Raw genomic sequence first — 23,007 nt, forward strand, 5'->3', positions numbered from 1 at the left:
TCTCACCATGCGGCTATGTCTACCCGCCTGCTGGGGATTGTTTCCGGCCTGAAAGTGGCTTTCCGGGCCCCGTCGGAGCCGACCGCGGATCGTGGTGGCCACCGACCGAGAGATGGCTCACATTGACGCCGATCTGGACACCCGCGTGGCGCTCAGCGGATCCGGAAGATCTCGACGACGTGGGGCGTATCGATGAGAGTGTGCGGCGCGAGGGCGTGGTACGCCCAGACGTGCGTCCAGGCGTTGCCGGTGCGCACGGTCAGCACCGTCTTCATCATTCCCGGGCCGAAATAGGTGAAGAACAAGAAGATGATCGAAAGCAGCCAGTTGGCCGGTGAGGTGAGCACTGTCCAGGCGTCCCAGACGTGCAGGAGGGTGTAGGTGATCCCGCCGAGGATGACCGTCGTCGCGGTCGACCCGGTCAGCTTGAGGAATCGTGGTACGAGGATGCAGTAGATGAACACCATGGCCGGCAGGACGGCGCCCGCGAGGTAGAGCATGAAGGTGAGCGGCAGGCCGACGAGGTACTGCCCGGTGCTGAGTTGGCCGAAGGCCGTCGTCAGGGTGGCGAACTGCACCAGTGACTCGAGAAGCAGCACGACGACGATCACCAAGGTGTCACCGCGGCGGTCGCTGGAGACGAGGTTCAACTGCCTTGCCGAGTACTTGCGGCGGAAGTACGCCAGCGGCAGCACTACGTAGACCACGACGTTGTACGCCGCCCAGGCGATCGCCTCGGTGGGAGCGACGTGCTCGTGGGTGCCGAAGATCGAGCCGGCAAGGTGCAACCCGAAGGGTTGCCAGCCGAACAGCCGGGCGAGGACAAAGCCGCCGATGAGGCCGAGTGCCCCGTAGGCAAGCAGGAGCAGGGTCTCCCGTCGCGCGATCGCGAACTCGGGGGCTCTGGCGGCGAGGTCCGGCCGGCTGCGCTTCCGGGTCAGGAGGCAGGTGATGGCCATCAAACCGAAGATCCACAGCAGCCCGAGGTTCGTGCTCACCACGTGGTCGACCGTCGAACCGGGCACATCCGGCCAGCCGAAGGGCAGGGCCTCCTCCGCGACGAGCAGAACGGCGACGTTGGCGGCAATCCAGAGGGCGGCGGTGAACTGGACGCTTCGCTGAAGCGCCAGGTGGCGGAGCGTGGACGAGGCGCGGGCTGGGGCGGTCGTGGTCGACATGATCCTCCTTGATAGTACAGCTGTACTAATAGCCCGGAAGATAGCACGACTGTGCTATAAAAAACCATGCCGAAGATCGTCGATGCCGTGGAACGACGCCGGCAGCTCGCGGAGGCGGCCTGGCGGGTGATCCTCCGCGACGGGCTCGAGCAGGCGTCGGTCCGCAACGTCGCCCGCGAGGCCGGGCTGTCGAACGGATCGCTGCGCCACATGTTCAGCACCCAGGCCGAGCTCTTGGTCTTCGCGATGAACCAGGTGGTCGAACGCATCGAGGGCCGTCTCGGCGCGCTCGACCCGGCCGGCGACCCGCGCGCGACCGCGGAGCGTTTCCTGCTCGAGCTCCTGCCTCTCGACAAAGAGCGCCAGGAGGAGAATCTCGTCTGGCTGGCGTTCACCGCACGCGCACTGGTCGACCCGGAGCTCCGCGAATGCGCCGAGCGGAGCTACGACGCGCTGCGCGCCGGCTGCCGTCGTTGGGTGGCTGCGATCGCCGGGGATCAGGTCGAAGTCGAGGTGGAGGCGGATCGGCTCCATGCGGTGATCGACGGCCTCGCCGTCCATGCGGCGACCCGGCCCGAGGTCGCCACCGCCGAGAAGCTCCGCGAGGTCCTGGTCAGACATCTCGACACCCTCGGTGGGCTGCGCTACCGTGTCCGCAATCGTTAGGAAGGTTTCCTAATGGTTAGTGCAGAGGAGTCACCGATGGGGACGTTCCGCCGCGTCATCTCGCTGTCTTTGGCCGCCGGGTTGGCGGTGACTCCGCTCACGGCTGCCGGGACCGGAGCCAGTACGCGGGACGGTGGTGAGTACGGATCGACCGGCGGTGGGGTCGGGTTGATCCGCGTGAACCAACTCGGTTACAGCGGCGCGGCAGGCGCAGCGGCGTACCTGATGACCTCGGAGGCGGCGGCGGGGGCGCGCTTCGAGGTGGTCGACGAGCGGGGGCGGCGAGTGCTCGTCGGGCGCGCGGGGCAGGACGCCGGGTCGTGGAACGCGAAGTACCAGCATGTCTATCGGCTGGATCTCTCGAAGCTGCGGCGGCCGGGAAGCTATCGGGTCAAGGTGGCAGGAGTTCCGACGTCGCCTGCCTTCGAGATCGGCTCGGAGAAGCGGGTGCTGGAAGGGCCCAAGGACAAGGCGGTGAACTTCTTCACCGAGCAGCGGGACGGTGCGAACATCGTCGCCGGAGCGCTTGGGCGCAAGCCGGCGCACCTCACGGACCGTGCGGCGAGCGTCTACGAGTGGCCGGTCTTCGCGGGTCCGGACACGGATCAGACCGTGGGGGAGCTGCAGCGGATCGGCGGGCCGGTGGATGTCGAGGGTGGCTGGTACGACGCCGGCGACTACCTCAAGTTCACCCACATCGCGGCGTACTCGGATTCGTTTGCTCTGGGCTTCGGCCCGGGACGGCCGGCGGCCGGATTCCCAGCTGCTGAAGGAAGCGCGGCACGGGCTCACCTGGCTGGACAAGATGTGGGACGAGCGGACCAAGACGCTCTACATCCAGGTCGGCGCCGGGACGGGGAACGTCGAGGAGACCTTCGTCGGCGACCACGACGTCTGGCGGCTGCCGGAGGCCGACGATCACGACAACGCGCCGGGGCACCAGTTCCTCAAGAACCGCCCGGTCTTCCGCGCCGCCGCTCCTGGCAAGCCGATCAGCCCGAACCTGGCAGGTCGGACGGCCGCTGCCTTCGCCCTGGCAGCACAGGTCGAAGCCCGTACGTCGCCCGCTCGCGCCCGGCGGCATCTCGAGACAGCCGCCGCCATCTACGCGCAAGCCCAGACGACGGACGTCCAGCAACTGGTGACGTCGCTGCCGTTCGCGTTCTACCCGGAGAGCAACTGGCGCGACGACCTCGAACTGGGCGCCGCCGAACTCGCTCTCGCCGCCCAGAAGTTGCGGGATCCCCGAGCGCGCGGCTGGTTGAAGGCAGCGCAGTACTGGGCGGGGGAGTACCGCACGCACGAGGCGGGCGGCGACACGTTCAACCTGTACGACGTGAGCGCTCTCGCGCATGCGGATCTGATCCGCGCCGCGCGGGCCGACCGCCGGGTGCCGGTCGATGTGAAGGCGTTGAAGAGCGATCTTGCGGCCCAGCTTGAGATCGGGGTGAAGCGGGCGGCGAACGACCCGTTCGGCGCCGGCGCGCAGTACGACAACTTCGACGCAGTACCGCATGCGTTCGGTCTGGCGGCCACGGCCCGGCTCTACCGCGACGCCACCGGTGATCGCCGGTACGACGCCTTCGGTGCCGGCCAGCTGAGCTGGACCTTCGGGGCGAACCCGTGGGGCGTCTCGTTCATGGTCGGCGTCGGCGAGAACAGCGCCGGCTGCCCTCATCACCAGATCTCGAACATCGTCGACCGGCCGCTGACCGGTGCGGTCGTCAACGGCCCGAACTCCGCGGACCTCTTCGCGGACGGTCTCGGCGACAACATGGACAACATGAAGCCTTGCCCCGCCGACGGTACCGACCGCTACGAAGAGTTCACCGGCCGAGGCTCCCGCTACGTCGACGACGTCCGCTCCTGGCAGGCCTCGGAACCCGCCGACGACTTCACCGCCGTCGCCGTGTACGCACTGACCAACTGAGCTCGCAGCACCCGATGTCACAGATCGCCGGTCTCGCTTTGTCTGGGGGTGAAACAAGCGAGAAAGGTGATGGATATGCGGGTATTCGTGGCAGGTGGGACCGGGGCGCTCGGGCGGCAGTTGGTGCCACAGTTGGTGGCGCGAGGGCATCAGGTGACGGCGTCGACGACAAGCGCGGCGAAGCTCGAGTTGCTGGCGGAGCTGGGCGCGGAAGGCGTCGTGATGGACGGCCTGGATGCGGTGTCGGTCGGTGAGGCGGTGGCCAAGGCGCAACCCGACGCGATCGTGCATCAGATGACCGCGATCACCGGCAAGCCGGACCTGAAGCACATGGACCGCTGGTTCGCCGGGACCAACCGGCTTCGGACCGAGGGGACGGACCACTTGCTGGCCGCCGCCCAGGCGAGCGGCGTCACGAACTTCGTCGCGCAGGCCTATGCCGGCTGGAACGGCCAGCGCCAAGGCGGATGGGTGAAGACGGAGGAGGACCCGCTGGAAGGGCTGCCCGGGCCGAGCGCGGCCGCGCTCCGCTATGTCGAGGAGACGGTCGTGAAGGCAGGTGGCGCAGTACTGCGGTACGGATGGTTCTACGGGCCGGGTTCCACCGAGACTCTGGTGGAACCCGTGCGCAAGCGGCAGTTCCCGGTGGTCGGGGGAGGCGACGGCCACTGCTCGTGGATTCACCTGGACGACGCGGCGCGGGCGACGGTGCTGGCCGTCGAGCAGGAGGCCAAGGGCGTGTTCAACATCGTTGACGATGAACCCGCTCCGGCCAACAAGTGGTTGCCCTACCTGGCGGAGTGCGCTGGGGCGAAACCGCCGATGCGGATTCCGGCGTGGCTGGCCCGGCCGCTCGCGGGCGACGTAGCGGTGGGCCTGATGACCGAGGGCCGGGGATTCTCCAACGCGAAAGCCAAGCGGGAGCTCGGCTGGGAGCTGCGCTACCCGTCGTGGCGGCAGGGCTTCAAGGCGGAGCTGGCATGACAGAGGCCGCGGAGTTCGAGGAGCCGCGGCCGCTGGTGGAGCTGGCTGACTCGGTGCTGATGGCGTCGCTGCTGCTCCTCGAGCGGTTGAGTCCGTTGGAGCGGGCGGTGTTCGTGCTGCGCGAGGTGTTCGGGTTCGGGTTCCCGGAGATCGCGGCGGCGGTGGGGCGTACGGAGTCCGCGTGCCGTCAGGTCGTCGTACGGGCTCGGCTGCAGTTGGACGCGGGACGGCCGCGGTTCGAGGCGAACGGCCGTCCCGGTCTCCACTGACTGGCTGCGTCGTGCGAGTCAGTCCAACGCGGGCAGGGCGAGCTGGGCGATGCGGGCCGGGTCGGCGAGGATGTTGATCTCGACGATCCGGCCGCCGCGGACCGTGGGGCTGAGCACCGCACGCGGCTGCCCTTCGATGTAGGACACCCAGCCTGCCGCGCCGTTGACGATGGCCTCCCGGGGTGTCGCGCCGTTCCGAGCGGACAGTCGGGCCTGCCCGGCCACCGCCTCGATACCCCGCAGCAGAGCTCCTGGCCCGGTCGCGCCGACGTCGACCCGTAGTACGACATCGGGATCGAGCACGGTGACCAAGGCCTCGAAGTCGCCTACCCGCGCGGCTGCCAGGAACGCGTCGACCACCTTGCGCTGAGCCGCGAGATCGGAGTCCGGCACCGCAGCGCCCCGCACCCGTCGCCGCGCGCGGCTGGCGAGCTGGGTAGTTGCCGCAGTACTGCGCCCGACAATCGGCGCGATCTCGTCAAAGGGCACGGCGAACATGTCGTGCAACACGAACGCCAGCCGCTCAGCCGGACTCAGCGTCTCGAGAACCACCAGCAAGGCCAAGCCCACCGAGTCGGTGAGCATCGCCTGCTCGACCGGGTCGTCGCCCACCGTCACCACCGGATCCGGCACGAAGGTCTCCAGCGGCTCCTCGCGCCGGGACTTCCGGGACCGCAACATGTCCAGACACACCCGGCTGACCACAGTCGTCAGCCACCCACCGAGATTCGCGACGTCACTGGTATCGGTCCGGGCCAGCCGCAACCACGCCTCCTGAACGGCATCCTCCGCCTCAGTCAGCGACCCCAACATCCGATAGGCAACCGCCCGCAAATGCCCGCGAAACCCCTCGAACTCCTCAGCCAGCCCATCATGATCATCCACTGTCAACTTCCTCCGTCATCTCCCCGTCAGCCCTCTGACGTTCCAAACCCCACGGATATGACACAGCGCCCGCCTCGAGGGGAGGCGGGCGCTGGGACGAACCATGATCAGTTCAGGTCGAGACCTGGGTAGAGGGGGTGCTTGTCGAGGAGTTCGGCGGAGGCGGCTCGGACCTTGTCGGCTACGCCGTCGGCGAGGATGTACTTCGCCTTGGACGGGGCGCCGGCCGACGTCTTGGTCGGGGTGACGCTGGAGAGGACCTCCACCATCAGTTCGGCGACGCGGTCGAACTCGTCGCCACCGAAGCCGCGGGTGGTGAGGGCCGGCGTACCGATCCGGACGCCCGAGGTGTACCAAGCGCCGTTCGGGTCGCGGGGGATCGCGTTGCGGTTCGTCACGATGCCCGCGTCGAGCAGCGCCGACTCGGCCTGGCGGCCGGTGATGCCGTACGACGAGACGTCGAGCAGGACGAGGTGGTTCTCCGTGCCGTCCGTCACCAGCTTCACGCCGCGCTTCATCAGCCCTTCGGCCAGCGTCACCGCGTTGTCCGCGACGTTCTGCGCGTACGTCTGGAACGAAGGCTGACGCGCCTCGGCCAGCGCGACCGCCTTGGCCGCCATCACCTGGCTGAGCGGGCCACCGAGCACCATCGGGCAACCGCGGTCGACGGCGTCGGCGTACTCCGGCTGGCACAGCACCATGCCGCCGCGCGGGCCGCGGAGCGACTTGTGCGTGGTGGTCGTGGTGACGTGGGCGTGCGGTACCGGGTCGAAGTCGCCGGTGAAGACCTTCCCGGCGACGAGTCCGGCGAAGTGCGCCATGTCGACCATCAGGGTGGCGCCGACCTCGTCTGCGATCTCGCGCATCTTGGCGAAGTTGATCTTGCGCGGGTACGCCGAGTAGCCGGCGATCAGGATCAGCGGCTTGAACTCGCGAGCCGTCTGGGCGACCAGGTCGTAGTCGAGCAGCCCGGTCTCCGGGTCGGTGCCGTAGGAGCTCTGGTGGAACATCTTGCCGGAGATGTTCGGCCGGAAACCGTGGGTCAGGTGACCGCCGGCGTCGAGCGACATGCCGAGCATCTTCTGGTCACCGAGCGCCTTGCGCAGCTTGGCCCAGTCCTCGTCGGTCAGGTCGTTGACGTGCTTGGCGCCGGCCTCGGCCAGAGCCGGCGACTCGATCCGCTGGGCCAGGATCGCCCAGAAGGCGACCAGGTTCGCGTCGATGCCGGAGTGCGGCTGGACGTAGGCGTGCGGCGCGCCGAACAGCTCACGAGCGTGGTCGGCGGCGGTCTGCTCGACGGTGTCGACGTTCTGGCAGCCGGCGTAGAAGCGGTGCCCGACGGTGCCCTCGGCGTACTTGTCCGAGAGCCAGTTGCCCATCGTCAGCAAGGTCGCCGGGGAGGCGTAGTTCTCGCTGGCGATCAGCTTCAGCGAGGAGCGCTGGTCGGCCAGTTCGGCCTTGATCGCGCCGGCGATGGTGGGTTCCACCGCGCCGATCACCTCGAGCGCGTTGCGGTACGCGGCCGACGCGGTTGCGGCGTCGAAGGGTTGAGTCATCTTCGTCTCTCTCCTGAGGTCGCACAGGTCTCCCTGTGACGAGGTCGCGGCACCCAGGCGCACGGTGCCGGCGGTCTTTTCGCTCCCCGGTGGTCGATCCCACCTCAGCGCCAGTCGCGACGCCGTAACCCTAGCGTGTGACGGCTCCGTCAGAGGATGCGGTCGAGGATCGGACCGTACGGCGTGGTGCACGGCAGCGTCCCGAACACGCCACCCCAGTCGCCCGCCAGCCGGGACGCGACGAACGCGTCGGCCACCTCCGGGGTCGAGTGCCGCACGAGCAGCGACGCCTGCAGACAGACGGCCATCCGCGCGGCCAGTCGCCGGGCACCCGCTTCGGCCCCCGCCAAGTCGGAGAGCGTTTCCAGTACGTCGGTCACGGCAGCGTCCAGGCGATGGTCGGCACCTTGCGCCGCACCGACTTCGAGCAACCACGCCTCGAGCGACTCGGGTCGCCGCAGCGCGCGCAGGACGTCGAGGGCGTTGACCGTGCCTGAGCCTTCCCAGATGGAGTTCAGCGGGGACTCGCGGAACAGCAGCGGGAGACCGCTCTCCTCGACATAACCGTTGCCGCCGAGGCACTCCAGCGCTTCGGCGACCGTGAACGAGGTGCGCTTGCAGACCCAGAACTTCGCCAGCGGCAACGCGATCCGGCGGAACGCCGCGGCCTGCTCGTCACCGGCGAGCGAAGCGTCCATCGCCGCGGCCAGCCGCATCGAGAGAGCGGTTGCCGCCTCGCTCTCGATGGCCAGGTCGGCCAGCACGTTCTGCATCGCCGGCTTGTTCCTCAGCAGGTCGCCGAAGGCGCTGCGATGCGCGGTGTGCCAGGTCGCCTCGACCAGAGCCCGCCGCATCAACGCAGCCGAGCCGAGCACGCAGTCGAGCCGGGTCGCAGCGACCATCTCGATGATCGTCCGGACGCCGGCACCCTCGTCACCGAGCCGATAGCCGACGGTGTTGTGGAACTCGACCTCACTCGACGCGTTCGACCGGTTGCCGAGCTTGTCCTTCAACCGTTGCAGAGCAAACGCATTCCGGTTGCCATCGGCAAGGACCCGCGGGACGACGAAGCAGGTCAGGCCGTCCGCCGCCTGGGCCAGGACGAGGAACACATCGACCTGCGGTGCCGAGCAGAACCACTTGTGCCCATTGAGCACATATTCGCCGTCACTCCCGGTCGGCGTCGCGGTGGTGACGTTGGCCCGTACGTCGGAGCCGCCCTGCTTCTCGGTCATGCCCATCCCGGCGAGCACGCCCGCTTTGTCCGCGGCGGGCAGCCGGCGTACGTCGTACTGCGTGGCGGCGAGGCGTGGGATCCATTCGTCGGCCAGCGTCTTGTCGGCGCGCAGTGCCGGGACGGCGGCGTACGTCATCGAGATCGGGCACGCGTGACCCGGTTCGACCTGCGACCACACGTAGAAGCCGGCTGCGCGGGTGAGGTGCGGTGACGGTTTGTCGCTGGTCCAGGGCGCTGCTTGGAGTCCGAAGCCGACCGCCTTGTCCATCAGCCAATGCCACGACGGGTGGAACTCGACTTCGTCGATCCGGTGGCCGTAGCGGTCGTGTGTTCGCAGTACGGGCGAGTTCTGATTGGCGGGGAGCGCGTGGGAGAGTGCCTCCTCGCTGCCGGCGAGTTCACCGAGCTCCAGCAGCCCGGAATCGTTGCTCAGGTCAGCGTATGGACGCAGAGAGTCACCAAGTGCGGTGTCCCGCGTGAAGAAGTTCACCCCTTGCAGTGGGGGAGCCTGATTCGTTACAGCGTTTGGGTCCGCCATGTCAGTACGGTAAGCGGTATGGCACGCTCTGGGTCCGAGACCTCCGTCTCACTCGCATGGGCCCGACAACTTCCCGGTACGACGTGGCGTCTGCTGACCCAGACGATCGGCACCTGTCTGCGCTACCGGGTCACGGGACTGGCCGCGGAGGCGGCGTTCTTCGCGATCCTGTCGCTGCCACCGCTGATCTTCGGGCTGGCCGGCAGCATCGGCTTCATCGCGAACGAGTTCGACCTGGAGACGATCGAGGACATCAAGCTCCAGATCATCCAGCTGGCCGAGCGGGCGCTGACCGCGGACTCGGTCCAGCAGGTGATCGTGCCGACCCTCGACGACGTGCTCGGCAGTGGTGGCCGCTTCGACGTCATCTCCATCGGTTTCGTGCTGGCGCTGTGGTCCGGCAGCCGCGCACTGAACGTCTTCGTCGACACCATCACGATCATGTACGGGATGGGCGGCCGCCGCGGCATCGTCAAGACCCGGGCTTTGTCGTTCAGCCTGTACTGCGTAGCGCTCGTCATCGGCGTGATCGTCCTGCCGCTGGTGCTGGCCGGCCCGAACGCGGTCGACGAGCTGCTGCCGGAGCGAGTCGACTTCCTGAACCAGCTGTACTGGCCGGTCGTGACGATCCTGTCGGCCGGCTTCCTCAACACCCTGTACCACCTGTCGGTGCCGGTGCGGACGCCATGGGTGTCCGACCTGCCGGGGGCTTTCCTGGCGCTGTCGCTGTGGATTCTCGGCAGCTTCCTGTTGCGCTGGATCCTGCAGACCACGGTCGGTGGGACCTCGATCTACGGGCCGCTCGCGGCACCGATCGCTGTCCTGCTGTGGCTCTACCTGACGGCGATCGCGGTTCTGATCGGTGCGGCGCTGAACGCGGTCGTCGACCGGACCTGGCCGGACAAGTCGCGCAAGGAGGACGCCGAGCACGAGCCGGTGATGAAGGCCGACTCGAAGGCGCACCACGAGGTGGCCGTCGCACCGGATGAGCGGCCGGAGATCAAGATGGCCAAGAAGGTCGAAGCCCTCGGCGAGCACAAGACGCCACCCTCACCGGATTCCACCGATGCGCCGGCTGCACCCGCTTCTCCGCCAGAGCGCTCTTCCGACCCAGCGCTCGACCCGGCCCGGGTGCCGGCCGTGTCACGGGACACGGCCGGCGATGCCGCAGCTTCATCGACGGCGCCCGCGCCAACTGCCGGAGTACGGACGGAGGACGAGGCCGCAGGCCGGCCGAAGGCCAAGCAGGGGGCCGAGCGGAAGCCGGCGTCGGTCGGAAAACCCGGTGCGCCCACCGAACCCGACGACCTAGGCTGAACGCAACGCGAGGAGCTGTTCCGGACCGACGGAACGGCCTGGACATGGAAGGGAGCTGACACCGTCATGAGCTTGTACCAGGCCCATCGGGCCGCAGTCTCCCACTTCGTCCGTCCGCTGAGCTGAACTCGCGGCCGGGCCTCCCGAAAGGTTCGTCGCACGATGTCAGCAGAACTTCAGGCCCTGGGGCTCGACGCCCCGACAGCGGACTTCCTCACAGCTCTCCCCGGAGAGCTGGTGCCCGGTCGCGTCGTCCGGGTCGACAAAGGTTTGTCGACCGTTCTCACCGAGGACGGTCCGGTTCGCGCCAGCTGGTCCGGCGCGGTACTGGCGGCTATTGCCGCCGATCCACAGGCGACGCCGTGCACCGGCGACTGGGTCGCCTTGCGTAGCTGGCCGGACGATCGCATCACGGTCGAAGCCGTCGCACCTCGCCGTACTGCGATCCTGCGGGCCGAGGTCGGCGGTAGTTCGCGCGGCCAGGTCCTCGCGGCCAACGTCGACGTGGTCGCCGTTGTCGTCGGGCTGCATCCCGAGCCGAACATCGGCCGCATCGAGCGTTTCCTGGCCCTGGCCTGGGAGAGCGGCGCGCGGCCGGTCGTAGTACTGACCAAGGCGGACTTGGTCGGAGATGCGGACAGTGTCGCCGAAGACGTGGCGACTGCTGCGCCCGGTGCCGACGTACTGGTGTGCAGTACGACGACAGGGGAGGGCCTGGAGGCCGTCAGGTCGCTGCTGGACGGCAACGCGACCATGGCCCTCCTGGGGACCAGTGGAGCCGGTAAGTCGTCGCTGGTGAACGCACTGGCCGGTGTGGAACTCCTTGACGTGCAGGCGATCCGCGAGGACGGCAAGGGTCGCCACACGTCGGTACGCCGGGAGCTGATCGTGTTGCCCAGAGGTGGCGTTGTCATCGACACACCTGGGCTGCGGGGGATCGGCTTGCAGGAGGCTGGCGAGGGGCTGATGGCCGCCTTCCCGGATGTCGCGGCTCTGGCCGAGCAGTGCCGGTTCAAGGACTGTGTGCACGTGACAGAGCCGGGGTGCGCAGTACAGGAGGCTCTGGACGAGGGTGCGCTGTCCGTACGGCGCTACGAGAGCTGGGTGAAGCTGCAGCGCGAGGCGGCGTACATGGCTCGCCGGGCCGACACCCGCAAGCAGGCGGAGGCTCGCAAGGCGTGGATCCAGGCCAAGGACTACCGGCGCGACATCGAGCCTCGCCCGTAGCTGATCCTGGGGGATGGGACGGCCCGCCTAGTTTGTCCTGAGTAATGGAAGACTCAGGGTCATGGACCGAGCTGTTCTGGTGACCGGAGCATCACGTGGAATCGGTGCGGCGACGGCTCAGGCCTTCGCCGCCGAAGGGGATCGGGTGGCCGTGCACTACGGCTCGTCACCGGATGCCGCCGAGGCTGTCCTCGAGGATTTGCCGGGTTCGGGGCACGTCCTCGCCCAGGCCGACCTGGGCGATCCGGTGGCGATCCAGAAGATGGTCGAGGGCGTCGCCGGCGCGCTGGGCAGCATCGACGTACTGGTGAACAACGCAGGTGTGTACGAACCGCACCCGATCCGGCAGACGTCGTACGACGAATGGCAGGCCGCTTGGGCCACGACCCTCGGAGTCAACCTCCTCGGTGCCGCCAACGTCACCTGGTGCGCGGTGCGACACATGTCCCGCGGCGGCCGCATCATCAACGTCTCGTCGCGCGGCGCCTTCCGCGGCGAACCGAACCAGCCCGCGTACGGCGCCAGCAAGGCCGCGCTGGTCTCGTTGAGCCAGTCCCTCGCCAGATCCCTAGGCCCAGAAGGGATTGCGGTCACCACGATCGCCCCCGGCTGGACCACTACCGACATGGCTGCCGATGCCCTCTCCGGCGACGGCTACGACCGCCGCCGCCTGGAAAGCCCGCTGGAACGCGTAGCCTCCCCAGCCGAGGTAGCAGCCGCTATCACCTACCTGGCCTCTCCTATGGCTGAGTTCGCCACCGGCACAGTTCTCGACTTCAACGGCGGTTCATACCTCCGTATGTGAGCTCGGCCATGGACTTCGCGATGAGTTGTACGGCGGAGCGGAGGCGGGCGGGCGTGAGGGTCGCGTAGCCGACGACCAGGCCGGGTGGGAGGTCGACGGCGCGGGCGTAGCGGGACAGCGGCGAAAGCTGGATGTGCTGCGTTTTCAGGTGTTGGACGACCTCGCGATCGTCGAGGCCGGCCGGTAGTTGGATGACGAGATGCAAGCCGCCCGCGATGCCGAGCGGCTTCCAGTCCGGTAGGTGCTCCGCGAGAGCAGCGAGCAAGGCGTCGCGTCGCTCGCGATAGAGCAGGCGGGTACGCCGGAGGTGCCGGTCGTATCCGCCGCTCTGAAGGAAGTGTGTGAGAGCCGCCTGGTCCAGGGCCGAACCGCCACGGTCGTGCAGCCGCTTCTGGCGCACCACTTCGTCGAGCATGCCGGCCGGCGGCACCAGCCAGCCGAGTCGCAGGGCCGGGGCCATCGTCTTGCTCAGCGTGCCGACGTACGCGACGGAGTCGGGATAGATCGCCTGCAGAGCGCCGACGGGCGCCCGGTCGTAGCGATACTCGGCGTCGTAGTCGTCCTCGATCACCAGGCCTTTGGTGGAGGCTGCCCAGTCCAGTAGCGCACGTCGGCGGGAGGGACTCATCGAGACGCCGAGCGGGTACTGGTGCGCTGACGTCACGATCACCGCACGACATTCGGTACGCGACAGCGCATCGACCCGGATGCCCTCATCGTCAACGGGCACAGGGCATCCACGCAGTCCACGGGCCGCAAGAAGCTCGTACTGCTCCTGGTTGCCGGGATCTTCGACCGCTACCTCCGTCTGCCCGTCGGCTCGCAGTACGGCGCACAGCAGGTTGAGCGCTTCGAAGGTGCCGTGCGTGATGACGAGACCGGCCGGGGCCGTCACGACGCCGCGAACCCGGCCGAGGTATCCGGCCAACTCCGTCCTGGTCGTCAGTAGGCCGGCTGGATCGGGATATCCGAGCTCGACATCGGTCAGCGCCGCGCAGCCCTGTCGAAGCGCTGACAGCCAGGCGCTGCGCGGGAAGGCGCCGAGGGACGGCATACCGGGACCGAGCCGAAAGCGGTCGGGTGCCGGAGTTGAGGGCTTCGCCGCGGCCGCCGGCTGTGGCGCGACGTCCGCGACCCAGGTCCCCGAACCATGCCGGGCCTCCAGATAGCCCTCCGCGAGGAGCTGGCGGTAGACGGCCGTCACGGTGCCACGTGCCACGCCGAGCTGGGCCGCGAGATCCCGGGTGGACGGCAGGCGCTCGCCGGTGCGCAGGCGGCCGGCCCGGATCGCAGTACGGAGAGACCTCTCCAGGTCGCGGCCCGGCTGTGCGCCCGCTGTTCCTGTCGGGAGCAGCAACTCCCGCAGAGTGGTCCAACTTTCCGTCATAGATGTGGATCTTACGGCTGATCCACTTCCTGCGCAGACTCTTGTCAACTGACAGAGAGAGGCAGCAGATGCGTCATCGGTGGGTGGGGACCTTACGCGGGCTCCCGCGGGTGTTCTGGTACCTGTGGTCGATCACGCTGATCGGCAACATCAGTTCGTTCGTGCTGATCTTCATCACGTTCTACCTGCACAGCGAGCGAGGATTCGACCCGGCGCAGATCGGTCTGGCGCTGGCCCTGACCGGCGGCGGTTGCGTCGTGGGGAGCATCGGCGGGGGAGTGCTCGCCGACCGCTGGGGCAGGCGCCGGACGGCAATTGCCGGCTATCTGGTCAGTTCGGCAGCGCTGGCGGGCGCCGGGATGAGCGGCGGCCTGGTGTCGATCATGGCCTTCCTGGTGGTCATGGGCGCCGGCACGGTCGCTTCGGGGATCGCCGGCAGCGCCATCCTCAGCGAGGTCGTGCCGGCCGAGGATCGGCCGCGCGCCTACAGCATCAACTACTGGGCGATCAACGTCGGTACGTCGATCGCGGCCCTGCTCGCCCCCGTCGCGATGAAGGCCGGCTTCGCCGTGATCTTCGTGGTCGACGCGATCGGCTTCCTGATCCTGGCCGCGCTGATGTGGTTCCTGGTGCCAGAGACGAGGGTCGCGTCGTCGACAGAGACCGTGCCGTCTGCCGGTGCCGTCCTGACCATCCTGCGGGACCGCCAGTTCCTGCTGTTCGTTGCGCTGTTCTTCGGCTTCCAGCTGATCTTCAAACAAAGCAACGCGGGCCTGCCGCTCGCCGTACAACGCGACGGGCTCGACGCCCAGGCCTACGGCTGGATCTACGCAATCAACACCCTGCTGATCGTGGTGGGGCAGTTGTTCGTACCGCGCCTGATCCGAGGCCACACATACTCGCGGGTGCTAGCCCTAGGCGCCCTACTGGTAGGCCTAGGCTTCGGCCTGACGGGGGTCGCCGACGTCATCTGGTTCTACGCACTGACCGTCGCGATCTGGACCCTGGGAGAGATGGCGTACTTCGCCGTACTGGACAGCTCCCTGGCAGGCATGGCCCCAGGCCCCCTCCGCGGCCGCTACTTCGGCTTCTTCACAGCCGCCAGCCAAACCTCCCGCCTAGTAGCCCCACTCCTAAGCGGCTACCTCCTGCAGTACCACGGCCAATCCCTCTGGATCGCCTGCTTCATCCTAGGAATCGCCCTGGCCGTGTCCTACCTACTAACCGCCCAAACAAGAGAACAACGCATCACAGCAGCCACAGTCCTCGAACCAACCCCGGTCCCATAAAAGCATCAGCCACGGGCGGAAAGCCGAATGACGGCATCAGCCCCAGACGGAGGGGGGTGTGGGTGGCGAAGCCCCCACCCGCGGCAAGCGAAGCGCAGCCGCACAAAACGACGAGAGCGACCCGGTCCCCGCTTTCCGGGGACACGAGTCGCTCATCGCTCTCGTGGACGATACTGGGATCGAACCAGTGACCTCTTCCGTGTCAGGGAAGCGCGCTACCGCTGCGCCAATCGTCCAAGATTCAGGGTGTTCGAGGTGGAGACGGGATTCGAACCCGTGTACACGGCTTTGCAGGCCGTTGCCTCGCCTCTCGGCCACTCCACCACAGAGTCTCAGCCTACTGACCTGTTCCGAGCGAACGACCGGGTTCGAACCGGCGACCTCAACCTTGGCAAGGTTGCGCTCTACCAACTGAGCTACGTTCGCATCGCGGTGAGCTGTTCGAAGTACTTCGACCTGCTCGGTGCGAGAGCAGAACAGTAGCGCACTTTTCGCGAAGTTCGAAACCGAGTATCCGGGTGTCGCGGGATCACCTGCCCAGGCGGGGATTTCGTCACTCCAGTCCCACCCGTTTCACTATTTCTCAAGCGCACCGAGCCCCGCCTGGCCCGCCCGCACCCGCCACCGCGCGCGCAGTACGAGCTCCCGCGCCGCGGCCGGCGAGCACCCGATGATCGCCGCGATCTCGTCGGCCGGCACCCCGAACATCGCGTCCAGCACGAACGCCATCCGTTCCTCCGCCGGCAGCCCTTCGACGGCGTCGAACAACGCCCCTTCAACCACCCGCGCGCGCCCCGCCAACTCGTCGTCACGCCCCACGGCAGCCACCTTTCGCCCGGCCCAGTCACATCCCGGACTCGCCGCCCGTCATGGTTCTGACGATCCGCGTCGGCAGAATGTGACAGCGCACGACCACCCCAGAAGGAGCCCCATGCCCACCCCCGAAGCCCGACCCTTCGCAACCCGCAAGGCCGACACCCTGCACCGCCTCGCCACGGACATCGACGCCTGGGTCTCCACAGCCTCACCCACCGGTACGCCGTACCTGATGCCGCTCTCGTTCTTGTGGATCGAGGGCACCATCCTGCTCGCGACGGCCCGCAACAACCCCACCAGCCGCAACCTCCAGGCAACCGCCCAGGTCCACCTGTCCTTGGGCGAAACCCGCGACGTCGTCCTCATCACCGGCACCGCCGAACTGGTCGACGACCTTCCCGACGACCAGGCCGAAGCCTTCACCCAGAAGGCAGGCTTCGACCCCCGAGCCTCGAACTACCCGTTCTTCCGCGTCACCCCCACTCGCATCCAGGCCTGGCGCGAGGTCAACGAACTCAAAGACCGGGACTTGATGCTGAACGGCAGCTGGCTGACCTCCTGACGGCCGCTCCCATGTCAGACCGGCCGTGGGTCCGTATGGTGAAGGAATGCGGGGTGTCCTTGTTGGACGCGACCGGGAGCTGGCTGCGCTCACCGGCTACCTTCAGGACGCGCAGCGGGGGCGTCCGAGCATCGTTCTCTGCCGCGGGGAGCCGGGGATAGGCAAGACGAGGCTCGCTGAGGAGCTGGCCGGTTTGGCCGGTGATCGCGGAGTACCCACCCTGTGGGGAGTCGCCGTCGAGTCGGAGGGCGCACCGCCGTACTGGCCGTGGCGTCAGCTTCTCCGCGCAGCCGTTGACCTCGTCGGCGTCGCGGAAGCCGACGCGGACCTCGCACGCATCGCGCCCGAGGTGTTCGGCGGTCCGGCATCGACGCCGGACAGCCTCGCATCGGCTGAAGACCGATTTCGCCAGTTCGAAGCCGTCGCCCGGCTGTTCCGCGGGATCGCGGCCAACAGCCCTCTCGTGCTGGTTCTCGACGACGCGCACTGGGCCGATCAGCCCTCGGTACTGTTGCTGCGGCATCTGGCGCGAACGGTGCGCGACGAAAAGCTGCTGATGCTGGTGAACCACCGTGACACCGAACACGAACACGCCGCCTCCTTCGCCGATCTCGTCCGGGAGCCGGTCACGCGGCAGCTCGACCTCACCGGCCTGACCGAGCAGGCCGTGGCGATGCAGCTCGCATCGGTGCTGGGACACGAGGTCACCTCCGGCGACGCGCGCCAGGTGCATGTTCTAACCGGGGGGAACCCGTTCTTCGTGGGCGAGGTGGGGCGCGTACTGCCGGCCGGCAAGGTGGCCGGAGGTCTCGCCCCGGTCACCGCCAACGTGCGCGAAGCCATCCGGAGCCGCTTGAACCGCTTGTCGCCCGACGCCGCGAGCCTTGTCCACGCCGCATCGGTGGTGGGCCGGGAATTCTCGGCCGCTGTGGTCGCGCCCATGGTCGGCGCCACGCCGATGAGCTGCCTGTCGTCCCTCGACGAGGCAACGGCCGCCGGCCTGGTCGAAGCTGGAACGATCCCCGGCAGCCACAGGTTCACCCATGCGCTGGTACGGGACGCGGTCGAGGCAGGCCTGTCGACGGCCGAGCGGGTGCGGCTGCATCGAGCGGCTGCCGAGACGATCGAGTCGGTCTGTGCCGGGAGGATCGAGCGACACCTGTCGGACCTGGCTCGTCACTGGGCGGTCGCGGCGGTTGGCGCCGACCTCAGCCGCGCCGTGCACTGGATCAGGCTTGCCGCCGACGAGGCCATGAAGGCGCTGGCGTACGAGGAGGGCGCTCGGCTGTACCGTCTGGCGCTCAGCCTCGGTGAGGACGAGTTGGACGATGAGCTGCGCTGCCGCCTGTGGCTGGGTCTGTCGAGTGCGTTGAATGCGTCGACCGACATCGCTGGAAGTGTGGACGCGAGCGTACGAGCGGCGGCGGCAGCAGCTTCGCTGGGCCAGCCCAGCCTCCTTGCGGAGGCAGCACTGGTCCGCGAGGCCAACGCCCCGACCGCGCTGGAGGCGACGACGAGACGACTGTGCGAGCAAGCTCTGGCGGTGGTCGACCCGGCCGACAGTGCCCTGCGGGCGCGGCTCCTGGCGCGGCTGGCAGAGGCATCGATCTACGACGCGTGGAGCAGGTCCCACGGCTACGAGGAGTACGAAATCGCGGGGCGCGCCAGCGAAGAGGCCCTCAGGCTGGCTGAGGAGGCGGGCGACCACCCTGCCCTGGAGGCGGCGCTGCGAGCGAGACGGCTGGCCCGCTCGGGACCAGAAGGTCTCGGGGAGCGAGCTGGGCTCGCTGACCGGATGCTCGAACTCGGCCGCCAGGCTTCCGACCCGCACACCCAGATGTGGGCCCACCTGTGGCAGATCGACGCCGCGTTTGAACACGGCGACCTGCTCCGCGTCGCCCGCGAGCTCGAAGCCCTGACGTGGTGCGTCGAGCAGGTCCGCGGACCTCATGCGCGATACGAGCTGCTCAAGTGCCGGGCCGTGCTGGCGCAGGCGCAGGCGCGGTTCGCCGACGCCATGCTGCTGGCCGAGGAGGCGTTCTCCCAGCTGGCGGCTACCGGTGACGACATCGGCTTCCATGAGCGTGCCGGGCTGCGGATCCAGATGAGTCTCCAGATCGGGGCTGACGTCACCGGGGCTCTCGAGGCCAGCGGGTACGCCGGCGTCACGGTGTTCGAGCGCCAGCTGCCCACGGCCGGGGTCATCATCGCCGTAGCCAACGCACATTTCCTCGCGTCGGTGGGGCGTCTGGACGAAGCTGCTGCGGTGTACCGCTCGCTTGGCCCGCCGGCCGAATGGCGACCGTCGCCCCATGCCGTACTTCCCGCTTTGGCGTTCGGCGTCAACCTTGCCGTCGAGCTGGGCGCGGACAACGATGTGGCAACGCTCGTCACCAGGCTCGGCGCGTACGGCGGTCACCACGTCTGCAGCGGAGCCGGCCAGGTCGCCTATTTCGGTCCCGTCGAGCTGTGGACCGGTCACGGCCTGGTCCAGCTGGGCAGGTTCGACGAAGCCGTCGTGGATCTGGAGGCGGCGGTTGACGTTTGCGCGGCCAACGGAGCGGTGGGCTATCTCGCTGAAGCGCAGTACGAGCTGGCGTCCGCGCTGGCACGACGGCGCCTGCCCGGCGACATCGCCTGGGCCCGGCAGCTGCTGGCCGCGAGCGCCCGCCGAACCTCGGCGCTCGGCATGGGCGTGATCGCGGCCAAAGTGGAGGCACTCGTCGATGGGCTGTCGGCGGCCGGCCCGCTGACCCGTCGGGAGTGGGAGGTGGCGGGGCTGGTTGCTGCCGGAAAGACGAACCGGGAGATCGCCCGGGAGCTGTATCTGTCCGAACGAACCGCGCAGAACCACGTCCAGCACGTCCTGACCAAGCTCGGTCTGTCGAACCGCAGCCAGATCGCGTCGTGGGTGGCGCACCAGGAGATGAGTAGCCCGGCTGAGTAGTTCGGCGGACGTTTTCGCCGCCGGCCGCTCCTTACTGTCTCAGCATCCGAGGCAGTTGCAGCAGCCAGACAGTGTCAGCATTTGGGAAGGGAGTGCGGTCATGGCCATCGTGATGATTTCCGACGCAGGGACGGACCCCGTCGACCAGTACGACCAGGTGATCAAGCAGCTCGACGAGGCGGGGTACGGCAACCCACAGGGGCGGCTGTCGCACACGGCCGCACTCAAGGACAACGGCAGCTACCTCGTGGTGGATGTCTGGGAGTCCGCCGAAGATCTTCAGCGCTTCGCGCAGGTCCTGGTTCCATTGATCGAAGCGGCCGGCGGCGGCGCACCGGACCTCAAGATCTCGCCGGTCCACAACAGGATCAGCGGCCGTCAGGAGACGTGAGGACGATGAAACTCCCGCCACTGACCGATCAGGAGCTGAAGCCCTTCCTCGAGGAGGGGCTCTGGGTGGCAAAGCTCGCCACCACGAACGAGGACGGCACGATCAGGATCACGCCGATGACGTACGCCGTGGACGAGGGCGACATCATCTTCAGCACCTGGAAGAACAGCGCTGCCGTCCGCAACACGCTGCGCGCGGGCACGGCCTCGGTCCTCATCGACAAAGCCGACCAGCCATACGCCGGCGTGCACTACACCGGCCAGGCACGCGTACTCGACGACAACATCACACCCGAGCAGTACGGCGACTGGTTCCAGCGCTACATCGGCGACCACGACCAGGCAGTCGAGTCCTACAAGTTCCTGGTAGCCCTGGGAATCGGCGAACGCACCTTCATCCGCTTCCACCCCACCAACACCATCACCTGGGACTTCACCAAAATCCCCGGCTAGCCGACCGACAACACCAGCCACAACCGGAAAGTCGACTGCCGGCATCAGCCCCAGACAAGAGCCGCCCGGCAACACCAGCCACAGGCGGAGAGCCGACTGCCGGCATCAGCCCCAGGCGGAGGGGGGTGTGGGTGGCGAAGCCCCCACCCGCGGCAAGCGAAGCGCAGCCGCACAAAACGACGCAGGCGACCCGGTCCCCGCTTTCCGGGGACACGAGTCGCCTATCGACTGCGTGGACGATACTGGGATCGAACCAGTGACCTCTTCCGTGTCAGGGAAGCGCGCTACCGCTGCGCCAATCGTCCAAGATTCAGGGTGTTCGAGGTGGAGACGGGATTCGAACCCGTGTACACGGCTTTGCAGGCCGTTGCCTCGCCTCTCGGCCACTCCACCAGGTGAGAAAGCTGGCCTGCCGGAACCCTCTCCGAGCGGACGACCGGGTTCGAACCGGCGACCTCAACCTTGGCAAGGTTGCGCTCTACCAACTGAGCTACGTCCGCGTTGCAACCGGGTTTTTCGTTCCCCTCGGTGCGAGAAGAACATTAGCGCACGTCCGTGTCAGTGCAAAAACGGGGGTCACCTCCCGGCCCACCTGCGGTCACCGGCCGGTCACTCACGGACTCCCCGGCGGGTCCGGAACGCCCTTCGGCATAAGGTGTGCGCGGTTGGAAGGAGCACGCATGATCATCTGGCTGAACGGCGCTCTTCAGGACGAGTCTGCCGCCGTCTCGCCGCTGGACCACGGGCTCACGACGGGCGACGGGGTCTTCGAGACCCTGAAGCTCGTGGACGGGCAGCCGTTCGCGGTGACCCGGCATCTGGACCGGCTGGTGGTCTCGGCGACCGGGCTGGGGCTGCCGGAGCCCGACCTGGCGCTGGTGCGGGACGCGATCGCGACCGTCGTGAAGGCCGACCCGGACATCGCGTTCGGCCGGCTGCGGATCACCTACACCGGCGGGGTTTCGCCGTTGTCGTCGGATCGCGGTACTGCGGGCCCGACGCTGATCGTCGCGTCGCAGGCGATCGAGCGGCCCGCGCCGAGTTCGGCGATCGTGACCGTGCCGTGGGTGCGGAATGAGCGCAGCGCCGTCGCCGGGCTGAAGACCACGTCGTACGCCGAGAACGTCCGGGCGCTCGCGTATGCCAAAGCGCGCGGCGGCAGCGAGGCGATCTTCGCGAACACCGTCGGTGACCTGTGTGAGGGCACCGGTTCGAACATCTTCTGTGTGTTCGACGGTGAGCTGGTGACGCCGACGCTTCAGTCGGGTGCGCTGGCGGGTGTGACGCGGAATCTGGTGCTGGCCTGGTTCGGTGGCGTCGAGCGGGACGTACCACTCGAGATGCTGGCGGACGCGGATGAGATCTTCCTCACGTCGACCACCCGGGACGTCCAGGCGATCCACCGGGCGGACGACCGCGACCTCGCAGTACCGGGTGAAGTGACCGCCGCGGTCGCCAGGGTGTTCGCCGAGCGTTCCGCCGAGGATCTCGACCCGTAACGGCGCGCCGGCAGTGGCCGGTGCCCCGAAATGACAGCGTCCGGAGCCCCAGTGGGTGCTCCGGACGCTGATTCGTCTACTCGCCGGCGGACTTGCGGCGTTCGCGGTACGCCGCGACGTGTAAGCGGTTGCCGCAGGTGCGGGCGTCGCAGTACCGCTTGGAGCGGTTCCGCGACAGGTCGATCAGCGCGTCGTCGCAGTCCGGTGCCTCACAGCGCCGCAACCGCTCGCGTTCGCCCGCCGAGATCACCTGGGCGAGCGCGATCCCGCACTCGACCGTGATCCGGCAGGTCAGCGACGCGCCGTCACGCGAATAGTGGATGTGCCACGGATGACCGTCGTGGTTGGTCAGCCGCGGCGTCGTCGTACCGCTCGCGACGATCGCGTTGATCATCGCGGCCGCCTCGGCGTCCGACGTCGTGGTGAACACCGGCGCGAACAGCGGCCGCAGCTCCCGGACGTCGTGCAGGTCGGTCTCGGTCAGATTGCCCACCGCGCTGAACTCGCGCTCGTGGACGAACTTCTCCAGATCTTCGAGCGTTTCCAGCGAGTCGACCTGGCTGGTCGGCCCGGGCAGCGTGTTGACCAGCCGGACCAGCGTGCCGAGCGCGTGCTCGGTGTCGTGCGAGAAAGTCACAATCACGTCTCCAACGCGACGGGGTCTCCGTCTTGCAGCAAGAGTAGCCCGGCCCGATTCGTACGTCGCGGATCAATGCGCTATGGTTTCACCCGCAACACAGTACGGCGCAAGCAGATCCGGGCGATTGGCGCAGTGGTAGCGCGCTTCGTTCACACCGAAGAGGTCACTGGTTCGAACCCAGTATCGCCCACCCGATGATCAGCCGGCTTCCACGGAAGCCGGCTTTTTGCTTGTACGCCGACAAGCACCCCACGCGCCCGCCGCCCGTCGCTCCTCCGTCGCTCCCAGCTCTGGGCGCTCCCACCCGCCCTTCTGTGACTGCCGCTCCTTCGTCGCGTGGGTGCCTGGGCGCGGCTCGTCTCCTGCCGGGGGAACGGCAGGCGACGTCTAGCGCCAGGCTCGCCAGTCGATCGCAGCCCGGGGCCGCCGCTA

The 23,007-nt window shown here is 68.0% G+C and carries 19 protein-coding genes, 7 tRNA genes, 2 pseudogenes and 1 riboswitch; of the genes and pseudogenes, 15 read left to right on the forward strand and 13 right to left on the reverse strand.

Annotation, left to right across the window (positions count from 1 at the left end; all coding sequences use genetic code 11):
- Positions 1 to 152: 152 nt before the first annotated feature.
- Positions 153 to 1,178, reverse strand: coding sequence for a hypothetical protein (locus AB0F51_RS03920; protein ID WP_360273586.1), 1,026 nt, complete (start codon positions 1,176 to 1,178; stop codon positions 153 to 155).
- Positions 1,179 to 1,244: 66 nt separating this feature from the next.
- Here AB0F51_RS03920 and AB0F51_RS03925 point away from each other — a divergent pair, with 66 nt between their 5' ends.
- The 5 genes and pseudogenes from AB0F51_RS03925 to AB0F51_RS03945 form a co-directional block, all read left to right on the forward strand.
- Entirely contained in the window at positions 1,245 to 1,844 is a 600-nt protein-coding gene (locus AB0F51_RS03925; protein ID WP_360273589.1) for a TetR family transcriptional regulator C-terminal domain-containing protein, read from the forward strand.
- A 225-nt stretch (positions 1,845 to 2,069) separates the two neighbouring features.
- A pseudogene (locus AB0F51_RS03930) lies at positions 2,070 to 2,495 on the forward strand (cellulase N-terminal Ig-like domain-containing protein); the annotation flags it as partial.
- 67 nt (positions 2,496 to 2,562) lie between these two features.
- Positions 2,563 to 3,774, forward strand: a complete 1,212-nt coding sequence (locus AB0F51_RS03935) for a glycoside hydrolase family 9 protein (RefSeq protein ID WP_360273592.1) — start codon at positions 2,563 to 2,565, stop codon at positions 3,772 to 3,774.
- Positions 3,775 to 3,849: 75 nt separating this feature from the next.
- Positions 3,850 to 4,758: an NAD(P)-dependent oxidoreductase gene (locus tag AB0F51_RS03940; RefSeq protein WP_360273594.1), complete on the forward strand. Its 909-nt coding sequence runs from the start codon at positions 3,850 to 3,852 to the stop codon at positions 4,756 to 4,758.
- Between the two features lie 38 nt (positions 4,759 to 4,796).
- Positions 4,797 to 5,003 (forward strand): annotated as a pseudogene (locus AB0F51_RS03945) (sigma factor-like helix-turn-helix DNA-binding protein); the annotation flags it as partial.
- A gap of 42 nt (positions 5,004 to 5,045) precedes the next feature.
- On the opposite strand, the gene AB0F51_RS03950 reads toward AB0F51_RS03945, so the two are convergent.
- The 3 genes from AB0F51_RS03950 to AB0F51_RS03960 all read right to left on the reverse strand — a co-directional run bounded on the left by AB0F51_RS03950 (position 5,046) and on the right by AB0F51_RS03960 (position 9,243).
- Positions 5,046 to 5,912 (reverse strand): sigma-70 family RNA polymerase sigma factor, encoded by an 867-nt coding sequence (locus AB0F51_RS03950; protein ID WP_360273596.1) that lies wholly within the window; start codon positions 5,910 to 5,912, stop codon positions 5,046 to 5,048.
- A gap of 107 nt (positions 5,913 to 6,019) precedes the next feature.
- Positions 6,020 to 7,468 carry a glycine hydroxymethyltransferase gene (locus AB0F51_RS03955; RefSeq protein WP_360273599.1) on the reverse strand — a complete coding sequence of 483 codons (1,449 nt, stop codon included), beginning with the start codon at positions 7,466 to 7,468 and terminating at the stop codon, positions 6,020 to 6,022.
- A gap of 44 nt (positions 7,469 to 7,512) precedes the next feature.
- Positions 7,513 to 7,596: riboswitch (ZMP/ZTP riboswitch) on the reverse strand.
- A gap of 21 nt (positions 7,597 to 7,617) precedes the next feature.
- The gene (locus AB0F51_RS03960) at positions 7,618 to 9,243 is read right to left on the reverse strand and encodes an acyl-CoA dehydrogenase family protein (RefSeq protein ID WP_360273602.1); all 1,626 of its coding nucleotides are present in this window, start codon (positions 9,241 to 9,243) and stop codon (positions 7,618 to 7,620) included.
- Between the two features lie 18 nt (positions 9,244 to 9,261).
- Between AB0F51_RS03960 and AB0F51_RS03965 the strand changes: the two genes are divergently transcribed.
- The 3 genes from AB0F51_RS03965 (at position 9,262) to AB0F51_RS03975 (ending at position 12,592) form a co-directional block, all read left to right on the forward strand.
- Positions 9,262 to 10,560, forward strand: a complete 1,299-nt coding sequence (locus AB0F51_RS03965) for a YihY/virulence factor BrkB family protein (protein WP_360273605.1) — start codon at positions 9,262 to 9,264, stop codon at positions 10,558 to 10,560.
- 162 nt (positions 10,561 to 10,722) lie between these two features.
- Positions 10,723 to 11,787, forward strand: coding sequence for a ribosome small subunit-dependent GTPase A (rsgA, locus tag AB0F51_RS03970; RefSeq protein WP_360273608.1), 1,065 nt, complete (start codon positions 10,723 to 10,725; stop codon positions 11,785 to 11,787).
- 61 nt (positions 11,788 to 11,848) lie between these two features.
- Positions 11,849 to 12,592: an SDR family oxidoreductase gene (locus tag AB0F51_RS03975; protein WP_360273611.1), complete on the forward strand. Its 744-nt coding sequence runs from the start codon at positions 11,849 to 11,851 to the stop codon at positions 12,590 to 12,592.
- Here the strand turns inward: AB0F51_RS03975 and AB0F51_RS03980 are convergent.
- On the reverse strand, positions 12,564 to 13,979 hold the full coding sequence (locus AB0F51_RS03980) for a PLP-dependent aminotransferase family protein (RefSeq protein WP_360273614.1): 1,416 nt from the start codon (positions 13,977 to 13,979) through the stop codon (positions 12,564 to 12,566). The genes AB0F51_RS03975 and AB0F51_RS03980 overlap by 29 nt on opposite strands.
- Positions 13,980 to 14,062: 83 nt before the next feature.
- Here AB0F51_RS03980 and AB0F51_RS03985 point away from each other — a divergent pair, with 83 nt between their 5' ends.
- Positions 14,063 to 15,268, forward strand: a complete 1,206-nt coding sequence (locus AB0F51_RS03985) for an MFS transporter (RefSeq protein WP_360273617.1) — start codon at positions 14,063 to 14,065, stop codon at positions 15,266 to 15,268.
- Between the two features lie 164 nt (positions 15,269 to 15,432).
- Here AB0F51_RS03985 and AB0F51_RS03990 read toward each other — a convergent pair.
- The 4 genes from AB0F51_RS03990 to AB0F51_RS04005 all read right to left on the reverse strand — a co-directional run bounded on the left by AB0F51_RS03990 (position 15,433) and on the right by AB0F51_RS04005 (position 16,087).
- Positions 15,433 to 15,504, reverse strand: a tRNA-Val gene (locus tag AB0F51_RS03990).
- 17 nt (positions 15,505 to 15,521) lie between these two features.
- Positions 15,522 to 15,592, reverse strand: a tRNA-Cys gene (locus AB0F51_RS03995).
- A gap of 29 nt (positions 15,593 to 15,621) precedes the next feature.
- Positions 15,622 to 15,694 (reverse strand) — tRNA-Gly (locus tag AB0F51_RS04000).
- Positions 15,695 to 15,844: 150 nt separating this feature from the next.
- Positions 15,845 to 16,087: a sigma factor-like helix-turn-helix DNA-binding protein gene (locus AB0F51_RS04005; protein WP_360273620.1), complete on the reverse strand. Its 243-nt coding sequence runs from the start codon at positions 16,085 to 16,087 to the stop codon at positions 15,845 to 15,847.
- A gap of 112 nt (positions 16,088 to 16,199) precedes the next feature.
- On the opposite strand from AB0F51_RS04005, the gene AB0F51_RS04010 reads away from it, so the two are divergent.
- The 4 genes from AB0F51_RS04010 (at position 16,200) to AB0F51_RS04025 (ending at position 20,436) form a co-directional block, all read left to right on the forward strand.
- Positions 16,200 to 16,646: a pyridoxamine 5'-phosphate oxidase family protein gene (locus tag AB0F51_RS04010; RefSeq protein WP_360273623.1), complete on the forward strand. Its 447-nt coding sequence runs from the start codon at positions 16,200 to 16,202 to the stop codon at positions 16,644 to 16,646.
- Positions 16,647 to 16,692: 46 nt separating this feature from the next.
- Positions 16,693 to 19,593: an AAA family ATPase gene (locus AB0F51_RS04015; RefSeq protein ID WP_360273626.1), complete on the forward strand. Its 2,901-nt coding sequence runs from the start codon at positions 16,693 to 16,695 to the stop codon at positions 19,591 to 19,593.
- 100 nt (positions 19,594 to 19,693) lie between these two features.
- Positions 19,694 to 19,984 (forward strand): hypothetical protein, encoded by a 291-nt coding sequence (locus tag AB0F51_RS04020; protein WP_360273628.1) that lies wholly within the window; start codon positions 19,694 to 19,696, stop codon positions 19,982 to 19,984.
- 5 nt (positions 19,985 to 19,989) lie between these two features.
- Positions 19,990 to 20,436, forward strand: coding sequence for a pyridoxamine 5'-phosphate oxidase family protein (locus tag AB0F51_RS04025; RefSeq protein ID WP_360273631.1), 447 nt, complete (start codon positions 19,990 to 19,992; stop codon positions 20,434 to 20,436).
- A 233-nt stretch (positions 20,437 to 20,669) separates the two neighbouring features.
- Here the strand turns inward: AB0F51_RS04025 and AB0F51_RS04030 are convergent.
- The 3 genes from AB0F51_RS04030 to AB0F51_RS04040 form a co-directional block, all read right to left on the reverse strand.
- Positions 20,670 to 20,741: transfer RNA gene (locus AB0F51_RS04030), tRNA-Val, on the reverse strand.
- 17 nt (positions 20,742 to 20,758) lie between these two features.
- Positions 20,759 to 20,829, reverse strand: a tRNA-Cys gene (locus AB0F51_RS04035).
- Positions 20,830 to 20,863: 34 nt separating this feature from the next.
- Positions 20,864 to 20,936 (reverse strand) — tRNA-Gly (locus AB0F51_RS04040).
- A gap of 180 nt (positions 20,937 to 21,116) precedes the next feature.
- Between AB0F51_RS04040 and AB0F51_RS04045 the strand changes: the two genes are divergently transcribed.
- Complete coding sequence (locus AB0F51_RS04045) at positions 21,117 to 21,935, forward strand: aminotransferase class IV (RefSeq protein WP_360273634.1); 819 nt, start codon at positions 21,117 to 21,119, stop codon at positions 21,933 to 21,935.
- A gap of 76 nt (positions 21,936 to 22,011) precedes the next feature.
- Here the strand turns inward: AB0F51_RS04045 and AB0F51_RS04050 are convergent, their stop codons facing one another.
- The gene (locus AB0F51_RS04050) at positions 22,012 to 22,572 is read right to left on the reverse strand and encodes a CGNR zinc finger domain-containing protein (RefSeq protein WP_360273637.1); all 561 of its coding nucleotides are present in this window, start codon (positions 22,570 to 22,572) and stop codon (positions 22,012 to 22,014) included.
- 121 nt (positions 22,573 to 22,693) lie between these two features.
- Between AB0F51_RS04050 and AB0F51_RS04055 the strand changes: the two genes are divergently transcribed.
- A tRNA-Val gene (locus AB0F51_RS04055) sits at positions 22,694 to 22,765 on the forward strand.
- Positions 22,766 to 23,007: the final 242 nt, after the last annotated feature.

The sequence above is a fragment of the Kribbella sp. NPDC023855 genome, assembly GCF_040639475.1.
Classification (GTDB): Bacteria; Actinomycetota; Actinomycetes; order Propionibacteriales; family Kribbellaceae; genus Kribbella.